We start from the raw sequence: 17600 nt of genomic DNA, 5'->3' as shown, positions 1-17600 counted from the left end.
CCACCTCAGTGAGAAGCATCACGCCGTCCTGTGATTGCGTACGGCTCTTTGTATGAATTCCATCAAGGCCTCGACCGCCGCTTTGTGGGCCACTGACGGTGATCGAGCGTTGACCGGTGGACTAACGTCGACTCCAGCCCGTCACCACCAGACCTCACCACCCGTCCTCACCCCGGGGAGTCCCGATGAGCACTGCTGCCGCCACCCCTGCCCGTACCGGATCGGTCCTTGCCGACCTGCTGCCCGCCACCCGGAACCGTGTCGCCGTCGACACGGCCCTGGTCCTCGGCGGCGCCGCGCTCACCGGCATCGCCGCCCAGATCGCCGTCCCGGTCCCCGGTTCTCCGGTCCCGGTCACCGGCCAGACCTTCGCCGCACTCCTCGTCGGCACCGCGCTCGGTGCCCGCCGCGGCTTCCTCTCCCTCGCCCTGTACGCGCTCGTCGGCATGGCGGGCATGCCGTGGTTCGCCGGCGGGGCCTCCGGGGCGGGCGGTGCCTCGTTCGGTTACGTCCTGGGCATGCTGCTCGCCGCCACCGTGGTCGGCGGCCTCGCCCGCCGCGGCGGCGATCGCTCCATGCTGCGCACCGCGGGCACGATGGTGGTCGGCTCCGCGATCATCTACGCCGTCGGCGTCCCGTACCTGGCGCTGTCCACCGGCATGTCGGCGAGCGCCGCGATCGCGGCCGGCCTGGTGCCGTTCCTGCTCGGTGACGCGCTGAAGGCGGCGCTGGCGATGGGTGCGCTGCCCGCTTCCTGGAAGTTCCTCGGCCGTCGCGGCTGATCCCGTAGCTCCCTCCGCAGAGGCCCGCCGGACCGCCGCACCACAGCGGCCCGGCGGGCCTCTCGGGTGTCCGGGGAACACGAACCCGCCCGTAGGGTCCCGAGCGGCGGGGGAGGGCCGACCCGATGGCGGTCACCCGCCGGGGGGCGTGCCACACTCGTCGTATGCGCGTGTACCTCGGCTCGGACCATGCCGGCTATGAACTCAAGAACCACCTCGTCGAATGGCTCACGGCCCAGGGCCATGAGGCCGTCGACTGTGGCCCCCACATCTACGACGCCCAGGACGACTACCCGCCGTTCTGCCTGCGTGCCGCCGAGCGGACGGCCGCGGACCCGGACAGCCTCGGCATCGTGATCGGCGGCTCCGGCAACGGCGAGCAGATCGCCGCCAACAAGGTCAAGGGTGTGCGCGCCGCGCTCGCCTGGAGCGAGCAGACCGCCGCGCTGGGCCGCGAGCACAACAACGCCAACGTGATCGCCATCGGCGGCCGGATGCACTCGGTGGAGGAGTCCACCAAGTTCGTCGAGGTCTTCCTCGCGACCCCGTACTCCAACGAGGAGCGTCACACCCGCCGCATCGACATGCTGACGGCGTACGAGACGACCGGCGTGCTCCCCCCGATCCCGGCCCACCACCCGCAGCAGGGCTGACCGCCCCTCGCCCCTGTGCCGCCGGTGTTCCCGGCGGCACAGCCGTTTCCCCGGCCGCCCACCGCCGCGGCCGCCCACCCCACGTCTTCGAGGAGAACCGCCGCCGTGCCCGAGGGACACACCATCCACCGCCTCGCGGCGGACCACCGGGACCGGTTCGCCGGGCGGCCGGTGCGGGTGAGCAGCCCGCAGGGCAGGTTCTCCGAGAGCGCCGCACTGCTCGACGGCCGGACGTTCACCGACGTCGACGCCCACGGCAAACACCTCTTCCTCGGTTTCGAGGACATCGGCTGGGTCCACATCCACCTGGGCCTCTTCGGCAAGCTCGGCTTCGGTACGACCCCGGTCCCGCCGCCCACCGACACGGTCCGGCTGCGCCTGGTGAACGACGACCACCACGCCGACCTGCGCGGCCCCACCACCTGCGCACTGATCACCGAACCCGAGAAGCGCGCGATACACGAGCGCCTCGGCCCGGACCCGCTGCGCACCGACGAGGACGGCGAACGGGCCTGGCGGCGGATCTCCCGCAGCCGTATCACCGTCGCGGCCCTGCTGATGGACCAGAAGGTCATCGCGGGCGTCGGCAACGTCTACCGCGCGGAGGTGCTGTTCCGGCACGGGATCGACCCGTACCGCGCGGGCAAGGACCTCACCCGCGGTGAGTGGGACGCGATCTGGGCGGACCTGGTGGGGCTGATGCGCGAGGGTGTACGGAACAACCGCATCGACACCGTCCGCCCCGAGCACATGCCGGAGGCGATGGGGCGCCCACCGCGGGTCGACGACCACGGCGGCGAGGTGTACGTGTACCGCAGGGCCCGGCAGGCCTGCCACATCTGTGGCGGCGAGATCCGCACCGCCGATCTCGCCGCTCGCAACCTCTTCTGGTGCCCGGACTGCCAGCGGCCCTGACGCTGCGGCCACCGCTGTCCGGGCCGCTGCCGGACAGGCTTCAGAAGCCGTGCGGCAGCCACGGTGCCGCGTCCGACGAGAACGCCAGGGACGCCTCCACCAGCGCACCCGCCCGCAGCTCCCGTACCTGCCCGGCCAGCGCCATGGCGCTCAGCGACTCGCCGCCCAGGTAGGCCGACCCCAACTCCCGCACCGACAGAGCGAGATCGGCCGCGTCATCGGTCCGCCGGCACGTCGCGGCCCCCTTCAGATCGCTCGTGAGCCGCCAACGCCCCGCGTTCCAGGGACAGAACGCGTCCTCGACCTCGAACACCACGTCCACCGGCGCCCGGTACGTCCGCGCCTCCAGCGCGGCGCCCAGCTCCACCAGCCGCACATACAGCGAGTCCCGGACCCGGACATTGCACCGTCGTACGTCCGACACCAGGTGCAGCACCGCGTCGTCGACCGGCCGGTTCAGCGCCTCCACCGTCGAGGTGAGGTCGATCTCGAAGACGAACCGCCAGAGCGCCGCGTACGTCGCCGGGTCCAGCGCGGCGAGACTCCGCACCGCGACCGTGCCCTTGGGGCCGGTCGGATCCCAGTCCGGCTTGATGTGATAGGTCACACAGCCGACGATCTCGCCGTCCCGCTCCGCCAGCACGCACTGCAGCGCCGAACCGCCCTGCCGGGAACTCACCGGGTCCGCCATCATCTTCTGCTCCCAGCCGGGCCCGTGGGTCGGCGTGCCGGGACGGCCGGCCACCAACTGCGCGTACACGCCCTCGCACGCGGCCGTCGCCTCGCCGGGCCGCGCACGACGCAGACGCACCTCGTCCGTGCCCTCGGGCACCGTCAGCCGCACCCGGTCCGAGTCGATCGTCAGGGACATCTGACGGGAGGCCACCCCGTAACCGAACCGGCCGTAGATCGCAGGTTCCGAGGCCGTCAGCACGGCGATCGGCTCACCCAGTGCCCGGACGTCGTCGAGCTGCCGGCGCATCATCGAGGTCAGCAGCCCGCGCCTGCGGTGCGTGGACGCGACACTCACCATCGTGACCCCGGCCGCAGGCACCAGTGCCCCGCCCGGCACCGCGACCCGGAAACTGAAAGCCCCGGCGGTGCCGACGACATCGGTGCCGTCCCAGATCCCGAGCGAGCGCTGGTGCTCGGTCAGTTGCTCGTCCAGCTCGCGCAGCTCCGGGGGCTCGACGACGCCGAACGCGAGTTCCAGGCACTGGAACCATTGGTTCCACTCGGACGGTCGGAGCACGCGCAACTCAGTAGTCATGGGCCACGTCTATCAAGGCGATGAGGCCCGGGCGACCCATTTTCGAACACATTGTCACGGGGTCCCCCTGCACCGGAGGCGGCCGGGTGGATAGGGTCCCCGCAATGGCCCGTCGCGCAGGAGCAGACTCGTACCCGGCCCGATTGAGGAAATCGGCGCACCGGGTACGCATCGCCCTGCGTAAATCCGGTGTCGACTACTTCCGCGGCGACGGATCGGACTGGGTCGCGCTGGCCGCCCTGCTTCTCACCATCCCGGCCATCACCTGCGCCACCCTGGTCAATTCGGTGTGGTGCTCACCGGCCGCGCTCGTCCTGCCGATCGTCGCGGGCGGACTGCTGCTGCGGCCCGCGAGCCTGCTCGGCCTGTACGCGACCGCCGCCACTGCTTTGATCGTGGAGTCACTGACCCTGGGGCCGTACGACCAGGGCCCGGCCCGGGTGACCCCCGGCATCGTCCTGGTCGTCGCCGCCTGCGGCTTCTTCGGGCTGGTCGTCGCCCAGTTCCGGGCCAGGGTCGGTGTGCCATGGCGGCGTGGCGGCACCATGCTCTTCGACCTGCGCGAACGCATCAGGGTGCAGAGCGCTCTGCCCCGGCTGCCGCAGGGCTGGCACCGCGAGATGGCGCTGCGCCCGGCGGGGGGCCAGTCCTTCTCCGGCGACTTCGTGGTCGCCGCGCGCACCAACGGCGGACGGACCCTGGAGGCCGTCCTCACCGACGTCTCCGGCAAGGGCATGGACGCGGGTTCCCGCGCCCTGCTGCTGTCCGGCGCCTTCGGCGGCCTCCTCGGCTCACTGCCCCCGCACAGCTTCCTGCCGGCGGCCAACGGCTATCTGCTGCGCCAGGACTGGGACGAGGGCTTCGCCACCTCGATCCATCTGGTGCTGGACCTCGAATCGGGCGACTACGAACTTCTCTCGGCGGGGCATCCGCCGGCGCTGCAACTCCACGCGGGCAGCGGCCTGTGGGAGGAGAAGGCCGCGGAGGGGCCGCTCCTGGGGGTGTACGACGGGGCGGAGTTCGACGCGGTGAAGGGCTCGCTGGCCCCCGGCGACGTGCTGATGCTCTTCACGGACGGCCTGGTGGAGGCGTCCGACCGCGACATCGCGGAAGGCATCGACCGGCTGACCGGGGAAGCCGACCGCTATGTCACCACCGGCTTCGAGGGCGCGGCCTGGCATCTGATCGAGGCGTGCGCCAAGGACGTCAACGACGACCGGGCGCTGCTGCTCCTGTCCCGCAGGTCCTGAGCCGTAGGCACCATCCGTACAAACCGGCCCCGGGCCGTGCGCGGCCCGACGGGCGGGGGCTCCCAGGAGCGGACACGCGGGCAGGCCCGGGTAGCGGGGTCCGCGCTGTGACGACCCCGTACCCGGACCTGTGAGCCGTTGTCTCAGGCCGGGACCGAGACCTGCTCGGCGCCGCTGCCACGGTCCCCCTCGCGGTCACCGTCCCGGCCCCGCCCGCCGGGCAGGACGCGGGCCAGCCAGTGCGAACGCCCGGCCACCAGCGGTGCGAGGACGGCGAGCACGAGCACATAGCCCGCGATGAACGGGGAGAGCCGTTCGTCCAGCCCCGCGCCCGCCGCCATCGTGGCGAGGATCAGGGCGAACTCGCCGCGGGCCACCAGCGTGGTGGAGATGTTCGCCGTGGCCTGCGGACCGAACGCGTACACCTTGGCGGTGGCCAGTCCGGCGAGGACGTTCATGACGAGGGTCACCGCGACGGCGGCCAGCACCGGCCACAGGACGGTCGGCAGATCGCCCGGGGCGATGGAGAGGCCGAAGGCGAAGAAGAAGATCGCGCCGAAGGCGTCGCGCAGCGGGTGGACCAGCTTGAGGATGCGGGTGCCGGAGGACGTGCTGCCGAGCATCAGACCGACCATGAAGGCGCCGATCGCGTCCGCGACCCCGAACCACTCCGATATGCCCGCCACCAGGACCGCGACGCCGAGGAAGGAGATGACGAGGAGTTCGTCGTCCCGGGTGTTGATCAGCCGGCCGACGACCTTGGTGCCGAACCGGGCGGCCAGGGCGAGCAGGAGCAGGAAGCCGAAGGCCTTGCCGCCGTCGACCGCCGCGGCGCCCAGGCTGTCGGCGCCCGACAGGATCGGCTGGAGGGCGGCCAGGTAGAGGGCGAGGAACACGTCCTCGACGACGATGATGCCGAGGATCGGCCGGGTCTCCGGATTGCCGATCCGCCCCAGGTCGACGAGGACCTTGGTGACGATGGCCGACGACGAGATGCCGAGCACCCCGGCGAGGACCAGCGTCTCGGATGTGCCCCAGCCCAGCGCCAGCCCGAAGCCGAGCCCGGCGCCGACGTTCAGCGCGAGATAGGTGCCACCGGCGAGCGCCATCTTGCGGCCGCCGGTCTTGAGGTCGTCGAGATGGAATTCGAGACCGAGGTAGAAGAGCAGCAGCACCAGGCCGAGCGCGGAGAGCATCTCCAGGTCGTGCGGTTCGGCGACGAGCACGATGCCGGGTGTGTGCGGGCCGAGCAGGATCCCGGCCAGGATGAACAGAGGGATGGTCGGCAGCCCGATACGGCTGCCCACGCGAGCGAGGACGGCGGCGGCGAGGAAGGCGCCGCCCATGGCGATGAGCGTGTCTGCGTGTCCGATGGGCCCGGTCCTTCGTTAGGTCAAGAGAACGTCAAGAATGCGTCAGTAATTAGTTTACCGAATGATTGACGTTGCAAGTGTGGCCGCTCTCCGGACTGTGCGGGGCCGTCGAGGAGGGCGGGTCGCCGGGTGATGGCCGGCCGATCCTGTGCGGCCTCGGCGGGAAACGGGGTGGGGGAAACAAAAAGTCCTCGCCGTCACCAGAGGTGACGGCGAGGACTTCCGTTCGGCCCCGGACGCATCCTGCGCACTCCGACCGGTCCGCCTGGCCCCGCCGGGGCGGCGGCCCGTACCCGGCTGGCCGAGAAGTATGCGCGGGGGTGGGGGTTTCCCGGGTCCACCCCAGGTGAAGCGCCCGCCGAGCCATCGGTTTCAGGCCAACACGGCGACCGGCTGGTCCACTTGGGCCGGAGCCTTCGGAAAGGGGCGGACCGGTCCCGCCCGAGGGCGGCTCAGGTCCTGGGTGCGGCTCTCCGGAACGCCCAGTCCATGTCCGGTTCGGTCACCGGGCGCAGCGCCCGGCGCACCGGCGGTGTGCACAGCAGCGTCACCGCACCGGCCGCGACCAGCGAGACGAGGACCAGGCCTCCGGGGTCCGCGAGCCAGGCGAAGGTGTCGAACACCCCGGCGTACTCGGCGGCCTTGATCAGGAATCCATGGAGCAGATAGCCGCAGATCGTCCCGGCGCCGAGCACCGTGAACCAGGTGGAGCGGCTCGGAACCCAGGACAGGAACCCGATGGTGAGCAGCAGTGCGATGCCGAACAACGCGGGGGTCGTCACGGCACCCATCCACCACGGGGCGCCCATCTCCGGCGCGCTGTTGCTGCGGTAGAGCCAGCCCGTATCCATGTGTGGCACCGCCCAGTACGCGCATGCCAGGGCCCCGGCGAAGAGCGGCAGCGAGAGCATCCGTACCTCGCGTCGGCGGACCAGCTGGAAGTGCTCGGGCCTGAGCCGGAGTCCCAGCACGAAGAACGGCAGGAACTGCAGAACGCGCTGGAGATCGAGATCATTGCCGATCTCCGGGGAGAAAGAGGCGAGCACGGCGATGACGAGCGCCACCGGAAGCGGGTGGCGCAGCGCCTGCCAGAGCGGTGTGGTGATGCGCCATACGAACAGTGCGACCAGGAACCAGGTCAGAAACCAGGGGTCGGTGAGACTGATCGGCTGATCGGGCGAGTCGCCCGCGTACCGCTTGAACAGCGAATAGGCCGTCTCGAACACGATATAGGGCACGGCGACGCCGGTGACCAGGCGTTTTACCTTCGGCGCGGACATGTCGAACGAGCGGGAGAAATAGCCGGAGACGAGGATGAACGCCGGCATGTGAAAGCTGTACGCCACCATGTACAGCGCGCGGGCGGTCCGGCTGCCCTCCATCACCGGTTCCCATGCGTGTGCCACCGCGACGAGCACGATGGCCAGGTATTTGATGTTGTCGAAGTAGGGGTCACGTTTCTTCGCCGAGGTGGCCGTCGGAGGCCTGTTCGCCACCGGCGAGGGGGGTGGCGCGGTGGCTGTCGACATCCCTTGGCGTCTGGGCTCCTTCTCTCGGGTCGCCGATGGGAGCGAGGCCCTCCTGAATGCGTTCGGAGCGTGAAACATTCAAAGCACTTTAGACGCCTCGCTCGCCGCTCGTAAAACCAGGGCGCGGATATCGTGTGTCCGCGTCCAATCAAAAGTGAAACCGTCGAAAACCGACCACTATGACCCGATTCATCCCGCTTAAATGGGGCATGACGGCAGGCGGTCGAGAGGGTTGAATTTCTTCGCTTCGCCGTCTCGGATTTGTATGTGAACGAAGTGTGTGGATAGGGAAACCGTTACGGTCACCGCGTTGTTGTGATTATTTGATTCGCGGGCGGCTCATTGAAGTCCGCGGCACCCCGAAGTCGCCCCGTGCCACCCCTGGTGCGATCGTGCGCCCCGGGGCGCACAGAGGGCGCAAGGATGGCGCGATCCTGTCTGTCCGGTCCGTCACCCGGCAGCGGCCACAGGGGAGTTGGTGGCACGATGGGTGGGACGGAGGGGTGCTCGGCCGCGCGCCTCCGGGCCGGAAGGCGGACCGACCAAGGGTGTGATCAGTTGTGGCCATTTCCATGTCTGTGGTGCTTCTGCTGGCGATCATCCTGGTGGTCCTGATCCGGAACGGCTCAGTCAAGCCCGGGCCCGCGGTCGTCGCGGCGCTCTTCGGCTTCTTCCTGGCGTCGACCGGCATGGCGCCGTCGATCGACAGGTTCATGAAATCGATAGCCGAGACCATCAACCAGATCAGCTTCTGATTCGGCCGGCCGCAGTGCGCGCTTCGGCGCGCCCGGTGGCGTACGCACAGCAAAAGGCCCGGCCCGACGAGGAGATCGTCGGGCCGGGCCCATGTGTGGAGCGGGCGACGGGAATCGAACCCGCGTAGCTAGTTTGGAAGACTAGGGCTCTACCATTGAGCTACGCCCGCAAGCGTCGCACCGCCGGTCCGGGGGGAGCGGCGGCAACGAGAAGCATCGTAGCGGGTCATGGGCACTGGCCGCACACCCCGTGGGGTCAGCCGGTGTCTCCTTCGACGCCGCCCGCGCAAAGCGGCCGATGCGTGGTCGGTCTGCATGTACCCTACGTGTCGCACCAGCGGGGTGTGGCGCAGCTTGGTAGCGCGTCCGCTTTGGGAGCGGAAGGTCGTCGGTTCGAATCCGGCCACCCCGACCACCGGCAGGACCGAGGACCCGCAGCGGGATCGTGGACCACCGGCGAGATCGCATTGTGGGAGTCGGTCTCCTTGCCGTTACTATGCAAAATGCGTGCCCGTGTGTCTGATGTACCGGGCTCGGTCCGCGAAGCCGCCTCCCGCGCGGCGGAGCAGAACCCCAAGAAGTCAGCCACCAAGGAGACCGAACCGTGAAGAGCGCCGTGGAGACCCTGAACCCGACCCGGGTTCGGCTCACTGTCGAGGTGCCCTTCGAGGAGCTCAAGGACAGCCTCGACGCGGCGTACAAGAAGATCAACCAGCAGGTCACGGTGAAGGGCTTCCGTAAGGGCAAGATCCCCGCCCGGGTCATCGACCAGCGCTTCGGCCGCGGTGCGGTGCTGGAGGAGGCCGTCAACGACGCCCTCCCGAAGTTCTACACCGAGGCCGTCAACGAGGGTGAGCTCAACGTCCTGGGCCAGCCCGAGGTCGACATCACCGAGCTGAAGGACGGCGAACTGCTGGCCTTCACCGCCGAGGTTGACGTACGCCCCGCGATCGAGATCCCGGACTACTCCGGCATCGAGGTCACCGTCGACGCCGTCGAGGTCACCGACGAGGACGTCGAGAAGGCCGTGGAGCAGCTCCGCGGGCGCTTCGCTTCCACCAACCCCGTCGAGCGCGCCGCCGCCGAGGGCGACGTCGTGACGATCGACCTGCAGGCCAAGGTCGACGGCGAGGTCCTGGAGGACGGCGTGGCCGAGGGTGTCTCGTACACCATCGGTTCCGGTGAGCTCCTCGACGGCATCGACGCCGCCGTGACCGGCCTGGAGGCGGGTGGCGAGGCCACCTTCACCTCCGAGCTGAAGGGCGGCTCGGCCGAGGGCAAGGAGGCCGAGGTCACCGTCAAGGTCACCGCCGTCGCCGCCCGTGAACTCCCCGAGCTGGACGACGAGTTCGCCCAGATGGCGAGCGAGTTCGACACCCTCGACGAGCTGAAGACGGACAGCCGCAAGCGCCTGGAGAACACCAAGCAGTTCGAGCAGGCCACCCAGGCCCAGGAGCGCGTGCTCGAGGCGCTGCTGGAGCTCGCCGAGGTCCCGATCCCGGAGAAGCTGCTCGAGGACGAGGTCCGGACCCGCAAGCACAACCTGGAGCACCACCAGCTCGGTCAGATGGGTCTGACCCTCGACAAGTACCTGGAGATCCAGGGCAAGACGGTCGAGGAGTTCGACACCGAGACCTCGGAGCAGGCGGTCAAGGGCATCAAGACCCAGTTCCTGCTGGACGAGATCGTCAACAAGGAGAAGCTCAACGTCAACCAGGAGGAGCTCACCGAGCACCTCATGCGGCGTGCTGCCTCCTCCGGCATGAGCCCCGACCAGTTCGCCCAGGCCGTCGTCGAGGGCGGCCAGGTGCCGATGCTCGTCGGCGAGGTCGCCCGCGGCAAGGCGCTGGCCGTGGTCGTCGAGGCCGCGAAGGTCGTCGACACCAAGGGTGAGATCGTCGACCTCGAGGACGACGAGGAGGAGGCCATCGAGACGGTCGAGGCCGCCGACGGCGCCGCCGAGGCCGTTGCCGAGGCCACCGAGGAGAAGAACGAGGCCTGAGCCTCGCGCTGAATCCGTACGACGGGCTCCGGGCGTTCTGCGTCCGGAGCCCGTCTCCGTTTGCCGTGTGCGCCCCACAACCCTTGTGCGGACTGCGGAGCTTGCGCTCCCAGCGAACAGTTGCGGAACCGGGATGGCGTTGTCCCACCTGCGCGTTAGGGTCCATGAATAGGAAGGGCAGGGGAGTACCCGCCCACCCGGTACGAAGACGCTGAGACGGCCGGAGCCGTCAGAGACGAGCAGGTGGATACGTGACGAATCTGATGCCCTACGCCGCCGGCGAGCCGTCCCTCGGTGGAGGCCTCGGCGACCAGGTCTACAGCCGACTGCTCGGCGAGCGCATCATCTTCCTCGGTCAGCAGGTCGACGATGAGATCGCCAACAAGATCACGGCGCAGCTGCTTCTCCTTGCCGCCGAGCCGGACAAGGACATCTACCTCTACATCAACAGCCCCGGCGGTTCGGTGACGGCCGGCATGGCGGTCTACGACACCATGCAGTACATCCCGAACGACGTGGTCACCATCGGCATGGGCATGGCGGCCTCGATGGGCCAGTTCCTGCTCACCGGCGGCACCGCGGGCAAGCGTTTCGCACTCCCGAACACCGACATCCTCATGCACCAGGGTTCGGCCGGCATCGGCGGTACGGCGTCGGACATCAAGATCCAGGCCCAGTACCTGCTCCGCACCAAGCAGCGCATGGCGGAGATCACCGCCCAGCACTCCGGCCAGACGGTCGAGACGATCCTCCGCGACGGCGACCGCGACCGCTGGTACACCGCGGAGGAGGCCAAGGAGTACGGCCTCATCGACGAGATCATCACGATCGCATCGGGCGTTCCGGGCGGCGGCGGCACCGGCGCCTGATCCGGTCCCCACCGGATCCGGCTCCACCGCCCCGCACCACCTCTCGTACGCCGAGACATCCAGCCACAGAACGCCCACCAGGATGGTGAACACCCACATGAACAACTTCCCCGGCGCCTCCGCGAGCGGCCTCTACACCGGCCCGCAGGTGGACAACCGCTACATCGTGCCGCGCTTCGTGGAGCGCACCTCGCAGGGCGTGCGCGAGTACGACCCGTACGCGAAGCTCTTCGAGGAGCGCGTGATCTTCCTCGGCGTGCAGATCGACGACGCCTCGGCCAACGACGTCATGGCCCAGCTGCTGTGCCTGGAGTCGATGGACCCGGACCGCGACATCTCGATCTACATCAACAGCCCCGGCGGCTCGTTCACGGCGCTCACCGCGATCTACGACACGATGCAGTTCGTGAAGCCGGACATCCAGACGGTCTGCATGGGCCAGGCGGCCTCCGCCGCCGCCGTGCTGCTCGCCGCGGGTACGCCCGGCAAGCGGATGGCCCTGCCCAACGCCCGTGTGCTGATCCACCAGCCGTCCTCGCAGACCGGCCGCGAGCAGCTCTCCGACCTGGAGATCGCGGCCAAGGAGATCCTGCGGATGCGTACCCAGCTGGAGGAGATGCTGGCCAAGCACTCCACCACGCCGCTGGAGAAGATCCGCGACGACATCGAGCGCGACAAGATCCTGACCGCCGAGGACTCCCTCGCCTACGGTCTCATCGATCAGATCGTGTCGACCCGCAAGCAGGCGGCTGCGGCCGTCTGACGTCGGCCTTCACCCCTTGGCATGGCCGTTTCGCACCGCTTCGGCGGTGTGAACCGTGCCAAGGGGGGCCCGAACGGGGGGCCAGGCAAGGTACCGTCGGATAGAGGCACAGGAGCTGCTGAACCAAGCTGCTCCCAGGCGAAGGGGAAGCACCTCGTGGCACGCATCGGTGATGGCGGCGATCTGCTCAAGTGCTCGTTCTGCGGAAAGAGCCAGAAGCAGGTGAAGAAGCTCATCGCGGGACCCGGTGTGTACATCTGCGACGAGTGCATCGATCTCTGCAACGAGATCATCGAGGAGGAGCTCGCGGAGACCTCCGAGGTGCGGTGGGAGGAACTCCCCAAGCCGCGCGAGATCTACGAGTTCCTCGAGGGGTACGTCGTCGGGCAGGAGCCCGCGAAGAAGGCCCTCTCGGTCGCTGTGTACAACCACTACAAGCGGGTCCAGGCGGGCGAGAACGGCGGCGCGCAGGGCCGGGACGACGCCATCGAGCTGGCCAAGTCCAACATCCTGCTGCTGGGCCCCACGGGCTCCGGCAAGACGCTTCTGGCGCAGACCCTGGCCCGGATGCTCAACGTCCCGTTCGCCATCGCCGACGCGACGGCGCTGACGGAGGCCGGCTATGTCGGCGAGGACGTCGAGAACATCCTGCTGAAGCTGATCCAGGCCGCGGACTACGACGTCAAGAAGGCCGAGACCGGCATCATCTACATCGACGAGATCGACAAGGTCGCCCGCAAGAGCGAGAACCCGTCGATCACCCGTGATGTCTCCGGCGAGGGCGTCCAGCAGGCCCTGTTGAAGATCCTGGAGGGGACCACCGCGTCCGTACCGCCGCAGGGCGGCCGGAAGCACCCGCACCAGGAGTTCATCCAGATCGACACGACGAACGTGCTGTTCATCGTCGGCGGCGCCTTCTCCGGTCTGGAGAGGATCATCGAGTCGCGGGCGGGTGCCAAGGGCATCGGCTTCGGCGCGACGATCCGCTCCAAGCGGGAGATCGAGGCGAGCGACCAGTTCCAGGAGGTCATGCCGGAGGACCTGGTGAAGTTCGGGATGATCCCGGAGTTCATCGGCCGGCTGCCTGTCATCACCTCGGTCCACAACCTGGACCGTGAGGCGCTGCTGCAGATCCTCGTCGAGCCGCGCAACGCGCTGGTGAAGCAGTACCAGCGCCTGTTCGAACTCGACGGTGTCGAGCTGGACTTCGACCGTCCGGCCCTGGAGGCCATCGCCGACCAGGCGATCCTGCGTGGCACCGGGGCGCGTGGCCTGCGGGCCATCATGGAGGAGGTCCTCCAGTCCGTGATGTACGAGGTGCCGTCCCGCAAGGACGTCGCCCGGGTCGTCATCACGGCGGACGTGGTCCGCAACAACGTCAACCCGACCCTGGTCCCGCGCGAGCCGCGGACGATTGGCAAGGGCGACGAAGGACGGCACGAGAAGTCCGCGTAGCGCATGCCGCAAGCAGCGCGAAGGGGCGCCCGCCAGGTGAACTGGCGGGCGCCCCTTCGGCGTTGACGCGGTCAGATCTTGGTGCGGGATGTGTTGTAGAGCTTGGCGGCCAGGGCGGCCAGATCGTCCTGGGGCATGCCCTTGCCGGTCATGGCCTGCGCGACATCGACTCCGATGACCACGCCGACCGTGCTGTAGTCGGCCCACACACAGATGGGCGTCACGAACTCCTTCGGCCCGTTGGCGAGGGTGTTGTCGCCCTTCTTGTTGATCGCCTTGAGGTCCTGGCACTTCATCAGCGCACCCTCGAACCCGGGCGGACTGACGCTCTTGGGGCTGCCGACGAGGGAGTACTCCATGCTCTCGTCCTTCGCCATGTCCTCCTCGGCGCCGGTGAACGAGCTGTCGATGACCTTCGCGGGGTCGGTGACATCGCCCCAGATGCCCGAGAGCATCAGGCTCTTCATCGTGAGCGGGCTGTCCTCGGAACCCGACTGGTAGGCGGCCTCGACCTGCTGGGGATCCTTGATCCCCATCGCCTCGGCCTCCTTCTTGTCGCTGCCGGTCAGCGCCTTGGAGGAGGTCGATCCCGATGATTCCTTCTTGTACTCGCCCACCGAGGCGGCCGGCGTCAGCTTGTAGCCCTTGGTGGAGTCCGCCACATCACTGTTGCTGGCGCCCCCGCCCGACGTCAGGAGGTACGCCGCGCCCGCGATCACCGCCAGCGCCACGACCACGGCGCCGATGATGAGGCCCGTCTTCTTCTTCGGCTGCTCCGGAGGGAACGGGGGCTGACCGCCGTACTGCTGTCCGTCGTACGGGGACGCGGGCGGCTGCTGGCCGTACGGACCGGGCTGCTGGCCCTGCGGGTAGCCGTAGCCCGGCTGGGGCTGCTGCTGCGGCGGGATACCCGGGGGAGCCTGCTGCGGGTACCCGTAGCCCGGCTGACCCTGCGGAGGCTGACCGCCGTACGGACCCGGCTGCTGACCGTACGGGCCCGGCTGGCTGCCGTACGGTCCGGGCTGCCCCTGCGGGGGCGGGCCGCCGTAGGGTCCGGGCTGGCCCTGCGGAGGCTGGCCGCCGTACGGGCCCGGCTGGTTGTAGCTCATCTGCGGTGTCCCCTGTTCGGATTCCTTATGCGTTCCGAACATCCTGGCGGATGGGCCACTCCCGTGGAGGGCCGGGAGCCACACCGTTACTGAACAAACCGGTTTCAGTGCACGACTGTGACGGCTCTAAACTGTCCCCCGTGACCGACAACACTCAGCAGACACCAGCCAGCAACCCCGAACTGCCGACCCAGTACGCACCGGCCGAGGTAGAGGGGAAGCTGTACGAGCGCTGGGTGGAGCGCGGTTACTTCGAGGCCGACGCGCACAGCGACAAGCCCGCGTACACGATTGTCATCCCGCCGCCGAACGTCACCGGCTCCCTCCACCTGGGCCACGCCTTCCAGCACACGCTGATGGACGCCCTCACCCGCCGTAAGCGGATGCAGGGCTACGAGTCGCTCTGGCTGCCCGGCATGGACCACGCCGGCATCGCCACCCAGAACAAGGTCGAGCAGCAGCTCGGCGAGGAGGGCAAGTCCCGCCACGACCTGGGGCGCGAGGAGTTCGTCGAGCGCGTCTGGCAGTGGAAGGAAGAGTACGGCGGCAAGATCCTCGGCCAGATGCGCCGCCTCGGCGACGGCGTCGACTGGACCCGTGAGCGCTTCACCATGGACGAGGGCCTCTCCGCCGCCGTCCAGACCGTCTTCAAGAAGATGTTCGACGACGGCCTGATCTACCGCGCCGAGCGCATCATCAACTGGTGCCCGCGCTGTCTGACGGCCATCTCCGACATCGAGGTCGACTACCAGGAGGACGACGGCGAGCTCGTCTCCATCCGGTACGGCGAGGGCGAGGAGAGCGTGGTCGTCGCCACCACGCGTGCCGAGACGATGCTCGGTGACACCGCGGTCGCCGTCCACCCGGACGACGAGCGCTACACCCACCTCGTCGGCAAGCGGATCAAGCTGCCGCTGACCGACCGCACCATTCCGGTCGTCGCGGACACCCACGTCGACCCGGAGTTCGGCACCGGCGCCGTCAAGGTGACACCCGCCCACGACCCGAACGACTTCGCCATCGGCCAGCGGCACGGCCTGGAGTCGCTGACCGTCATGGACGAGCGCGCCGTCATCCACGTCCCCGGCCCCTTCGAGGGCCTCGACCGCTTCGAGGCGCGCGCCGCCATCGTCGGCGCCCTGCGCGAACAGGGCCGCATCGTCGCCGAGAAGCGCCCCTACCTCCACTCCGTCGGCCACTGCTCGCGGTGCCACACCACCGTGGAGCCGCGGCTCTCCCTCCAGTGGTGGGTCAAGGTCGAGACCCTCGCCAAGGCCGCCGGTGACGCGGTCCGTGACGGCCGGGTCACGATCCACCCCAAGGAGATGGAGCAGCGGTACTTCGACTGGGTCGACAACCTCCGTGACTGGTGCATCTCCCGCCAGCTCTGGTGGGGCCACCGCATCCCCGTCTGGTACGGCCCCGACGGCGAGGTCGTCTGCGTCGGCCCTGACGAGCAGCCGCCGAGCGGCGAGGGCTGGACCCAGGACTCCGACGTCCTGGACACCTGGTTCTCCTCCGGCCTGTGGCCGTTCTCCACGCTCGGCTGGCCCGAACAGACCCCGGAGCTCAAGAAGTTCTACCCGACCGACGTCCTGGTCACCGGCCACGACATCATCTTCTTCTGGGTTGCCCGGATGATGATGTTCGGCCTGTACGTCATGGACGGCGAGGTCCCGTTCAGGACGATCGCGCTGACCGGCCTGGTCCGCGACGAGCGCGGCAAGAAGATGTCGAAGTCCTTCGGCAACGTCGTCGACCCGCTCGACTGGATGGACACCTACGGCTCCGACGCCGTCCGCTTCACCCTGGCCAAGGGTGCCAACCCCGGCACCGACGTCCCGATCGGCGAGGACTGGGTCCAGGCCTCCCGCAACTTCGCCAACAAGATCTGGAACGCCACCCGCTTCGCCCTGATGAACGGCGCGACGGTGGAGGGCGAACTCCCGCCCGTCGAGAAGCTGTCCGCGACCGACCGGTGGATCCTCTCCCGGCTCAACAAGACCGTCGCCGAAGCCGACGCGTACTACGACGACTTCCAGTTCGCCAAGCTCAGCGAGGAGCTCTACCACTTCGCGTGGGACGAGGTCTTCGACTGGTACGTCGAGCTCTCCAAGACCACCTTCTTCGCCGGTGGCGAGCAGGCCGAGGTCTCCGGCCGGGTCCTCGGCGAGGTCCTCGACGTGATGCTGCGCCTGCTGCACCCGATCGTCCCCTTCGTCACCGAGACGCTCTGGACCACGCTCACCGGCAAGGAGTCCGTCGTCGTCGCCGAGTGGCCGAAGGACTCGGGCTTCCGCGACGACGCCGCCGAGAAGGAGATCGAGCTCGTCCAGCAGGTCGTCACCGAGGTCCGCCGGTTCCGCTCCGACCAGGGCCTCCAGCCCGGCCAGAAGGTCCCGGCCGACCTGACCGTCGCCGGCACGGTCCTGGCCCCGCACGAGGCGGCCATCCGCCAGCTGCTGCGCCTCCAGCCCGCCGGGGACGACTTCCAGGCCACGGCGACCCTGCCGGTCGCCGGGGTCACCGTCGCCCTCGACCTGTCCGGTGCGATCGATGTCGAGGCCGAGCGCAAGCGGCTCGGCAAGGACCTGGGCGCCGCCGAGAAGGAGAAGGCACAGGCGACCGCGAAGCTCGGCAACGAGGCCTTCCTGGCCAAGGCACCCGACCACGTGGTCGACAAGATCCGCGGCCGGCTCGCCAAGGCCGAGGCCGACATCGAACGGATCACCGCCCAGCTGGCGAACCTGCCCCAGGGCTGACCGTCCACGGCGGAGCCCCCGCACACCCGGCCGACCGGGACCGCGGGGGCTCCGCCGTGTCCGGGCGCACACAACGGGCGCTGCGCGCGATGTCCGCACCCATCCGTAGACTG

The 17600-nt window shown here is 69.0% G+C and carries 14 protein-coding genes and 2 tRNA genes; 11 read left to right on the top strand and 5 right to left on the bottom strand.

The features are described 5' to 3' along the window. The first annotated feature begins 185 nt into the window (after positions 1-185). From AB0L71_RS19710 to AB0L71_RS19700, 3 genes are all read left to right on the top strand, one after another. Positions 186-782, top strand: a complete 597-nt coding sequence (locus AB0L71_RS19710) for a biotin transporter BioY (RefSeq protein WP_365244230.1) — start codon at positions 186-188, stop codon at positions 780-782. A gap of 164 nt (positions 783-946) precedes the next feature. Next, positions 947-1435 carry a ribose-5-phosphate isomerase gene (locus AB0L71_RS19705; RefSeq protein ID WP_365244226.1) on the top strand — a complete coding sequence of 163 codons (489 nt, stop codon included), beginning with the start codon at positions 947-949 and terminating at the stop codon, positions 1433-1435. Positions 1436-1540: 105 nt separating this feature from the next. After that, positions 1541-2350 carry a DNA-formamidopyrimidine glycosylase family protein gene (locus tag AB0L71_RS19700; protein WP_365244223.1) on the top strand — a complete coding sequence of 270 codons (810 nt, stop codon included), beginning with the start codon at positions 1541-1543 and terminating at the stop codon, positions 2348-2350. A gap of 40 nt (positions 2351-2390) precedes the next feature. On the opposite strand, the gene AB0L71_RS19695 is transcribed toward AB0L71_RS19700, so the two are convergent. Further along, positions 2391-3620, bottom strand: a complete 1230-nt coding sequence (locus tag AB0L71_RS19695; RefSeq protein ID WP_365244222.1) for a GNAT family N-acetyltransferase — start codon at positions 3618-3620, stop codon at positions 2391-2393. Between the two features lie 104 nt (positions 3621-3724). Here AB0L71_RS19695 and AB0L71_RS19690 point away from each other — a divergent pair, with 104 nt between their 5' ends. Beyond that, the gene (locus tag AB0L71_RS19690) at positions 3725-4870 is read left to right on the top strand and encodes a PP2C family protein-serine/threonine phosphatase (protein ID WP_365244220.1); all 1146 of its coding nucleotides are present in this window, start codon (positions 3725-3727) and stop codon (positions 4868-4870) included. A 143-nt stretch (positions 4871-5013) separates the two neighbouring features. Here the strand turns inward: AB0L71_RS19690 and AB0L71_RS19685 are convergent, their stop codons facing one another. Both AB0L71_RS19685 and AB0L71_RS19680 read right to left on the bottom strand, forming a co-directional pair. Continuing rightward, on the bottom strand, positions 5014-6216 hold the full coding sequence (locus AB0L71_RS19685; protein ID WP_365244218.1) for a cation:proton antiporter: 1203 nt from the start codon (positions 6214-6216) through the stop codon (positions 5014-5016). A 479-nt stretch (positions 6217-6695) separates the two neighbouring features. Further along, positions 6696-7850, bottom strand: a complete 1155-nt coding sequence (locus AB0L71_RS19680; RefSeq protein WP_365244216.1) for an acyltransferase family protein — start codon at positions 7848-7850, stop codon at positions 6696-6698. A 482-nt stretch (positions 7851-8332) separates the two neighbouring features. Here AB0L71_RS19680 and AB0L71_RS19675 point away from each other — a divergent pair, with 482 nt between their 5' ends. Then, positions 8333-8527, top strand: a complete 195-nt coding sequence (locus AB0L71_RS19675) for a hypothetical protein (RefSeq protein WP_365244214.1) — start codon at positions 8333-8335, stop codon at positions 8525-8527. Between the two features lie 96 nt (positions 8528-8623). Here the strand turns inward: AB0L71_RS19675 and AB0L71_RS19670 are convergent. Continuing rightward, a tRNA-Gly gene (locus AB0L71_RS19670) sits at positions 8624-8697 on the bottom strand. A 168-nt stretch (positions 8698-8865) separates the two neighbouring features. On the opposite strand from AB0L71_RS19670, the gene AB0L71_RS19665 reads away from it, so the two are divergent. The 5 genes from AB0L71_RS19665 (at position 8866) to clpX (ending at position 13616) form a co-directional block, all read left to right on the top strand. After that, positions 8866-8942 (top strand) — tRNA-Pro (locus tag AB0L71_RS19665). A 189-nt stretch (positions 8943-9131) separates the two neighbouring features. After that, positions 9132-10529, top strand: coding sequence for a trigger factor (tig, locus tag AB0L71_RS19660; RefSeq protein WP_365244212.1), 1398 nt, complete (start codon positions 9132-9134; stop codon positions 10527-10529). A 263-nt stretch (positions 10530-10792) separates the two neighbouring features. Next, positions 10793-11398 carry an ATP-dependent Clp protease proteolytic subunit gene (locus tag AB0L71_RS19655; RefSeq protein ID WP_365244364.1) on the top strand — a complete coding sequence of 202 codons (606 nt, stop codon included), beginning with the start codon at positions 10793-10795 and terminating at the stop codon, positions 11396-11398. A gap of 82 nt (positions 11399-11480) precedes the next feature. After that, positions 11481-12161 (top strand): ATP-dependent Clp protease proteolytic subunit, encoded by a 681-nt coding sequence (locus AB0L71_RS19650; protein WP_365244210.1) that lies wholly within the window; start codon positions 11481-11483, stop codon positions 12159-12161. Positions 12162-12317: 156 nt separating this feature from the next. Continuing rightward, entirely contained in the window at positions 12318-13616 is a 1299-nt protein-coding gene (gene clpX, locus AB0L71_RS19645) for an ATP-dependent Clp protease ATP-binding subunit ClpX (protein ID WP_365244208.1), read from the top strand. A gap of 71 nt (positions 13617-13687) precedes the next feature. Here clpX and AB0L71_RS19640 read toward each other — a convergent pair whose 3' ends face one another. Then, positions 13688-14725 carry a hypothetical protein gene (locus AB0L71_RS19640; protein ID WP_365244206.1) on the bottom strand — a complete coding sequence of 346 codons (1038 nt, stop codon included), beginning with the start codon at positions 14723-14725 and terminating at the stop codon, positions 13688-13690. A gap of 140 nt (positions 14726-14865) precedes the next feature. Here AB0L71_RS19640 and AB0L71_RS19635 point away from each other — a divergent pair, with 140 nt between their 5' ends. Then, positions 14866-17487 carry a valine--tRNA ligase gene (locus AB0L71_RS19635; protein WP_365244204.1) on the top strand — a complete coding sequence of 874 codons (2622 nt, stop codon included), beginning with the start codon at positions 14866-14868 and terminating at the stop codon, positions 17485-17487. Positions 17488-17600: the final 113 nt, after the last annotated feature.

Origin of the sequence: Streptomyces sp. NPDC052052 (assembly GCF_040680455.1) — a bacterium.
Classification (GTDB): domain Bacteria; phylum Actinomycetota; class Actinomycetes; order Streptomycetales; family Streptomycetaceae; genus Streptomyces.
The sequence above is the reverse complement of the archived record's forward strand: the minus strand, read 5'-3'. Positions and strand labels throughout refer to the sequence as shown.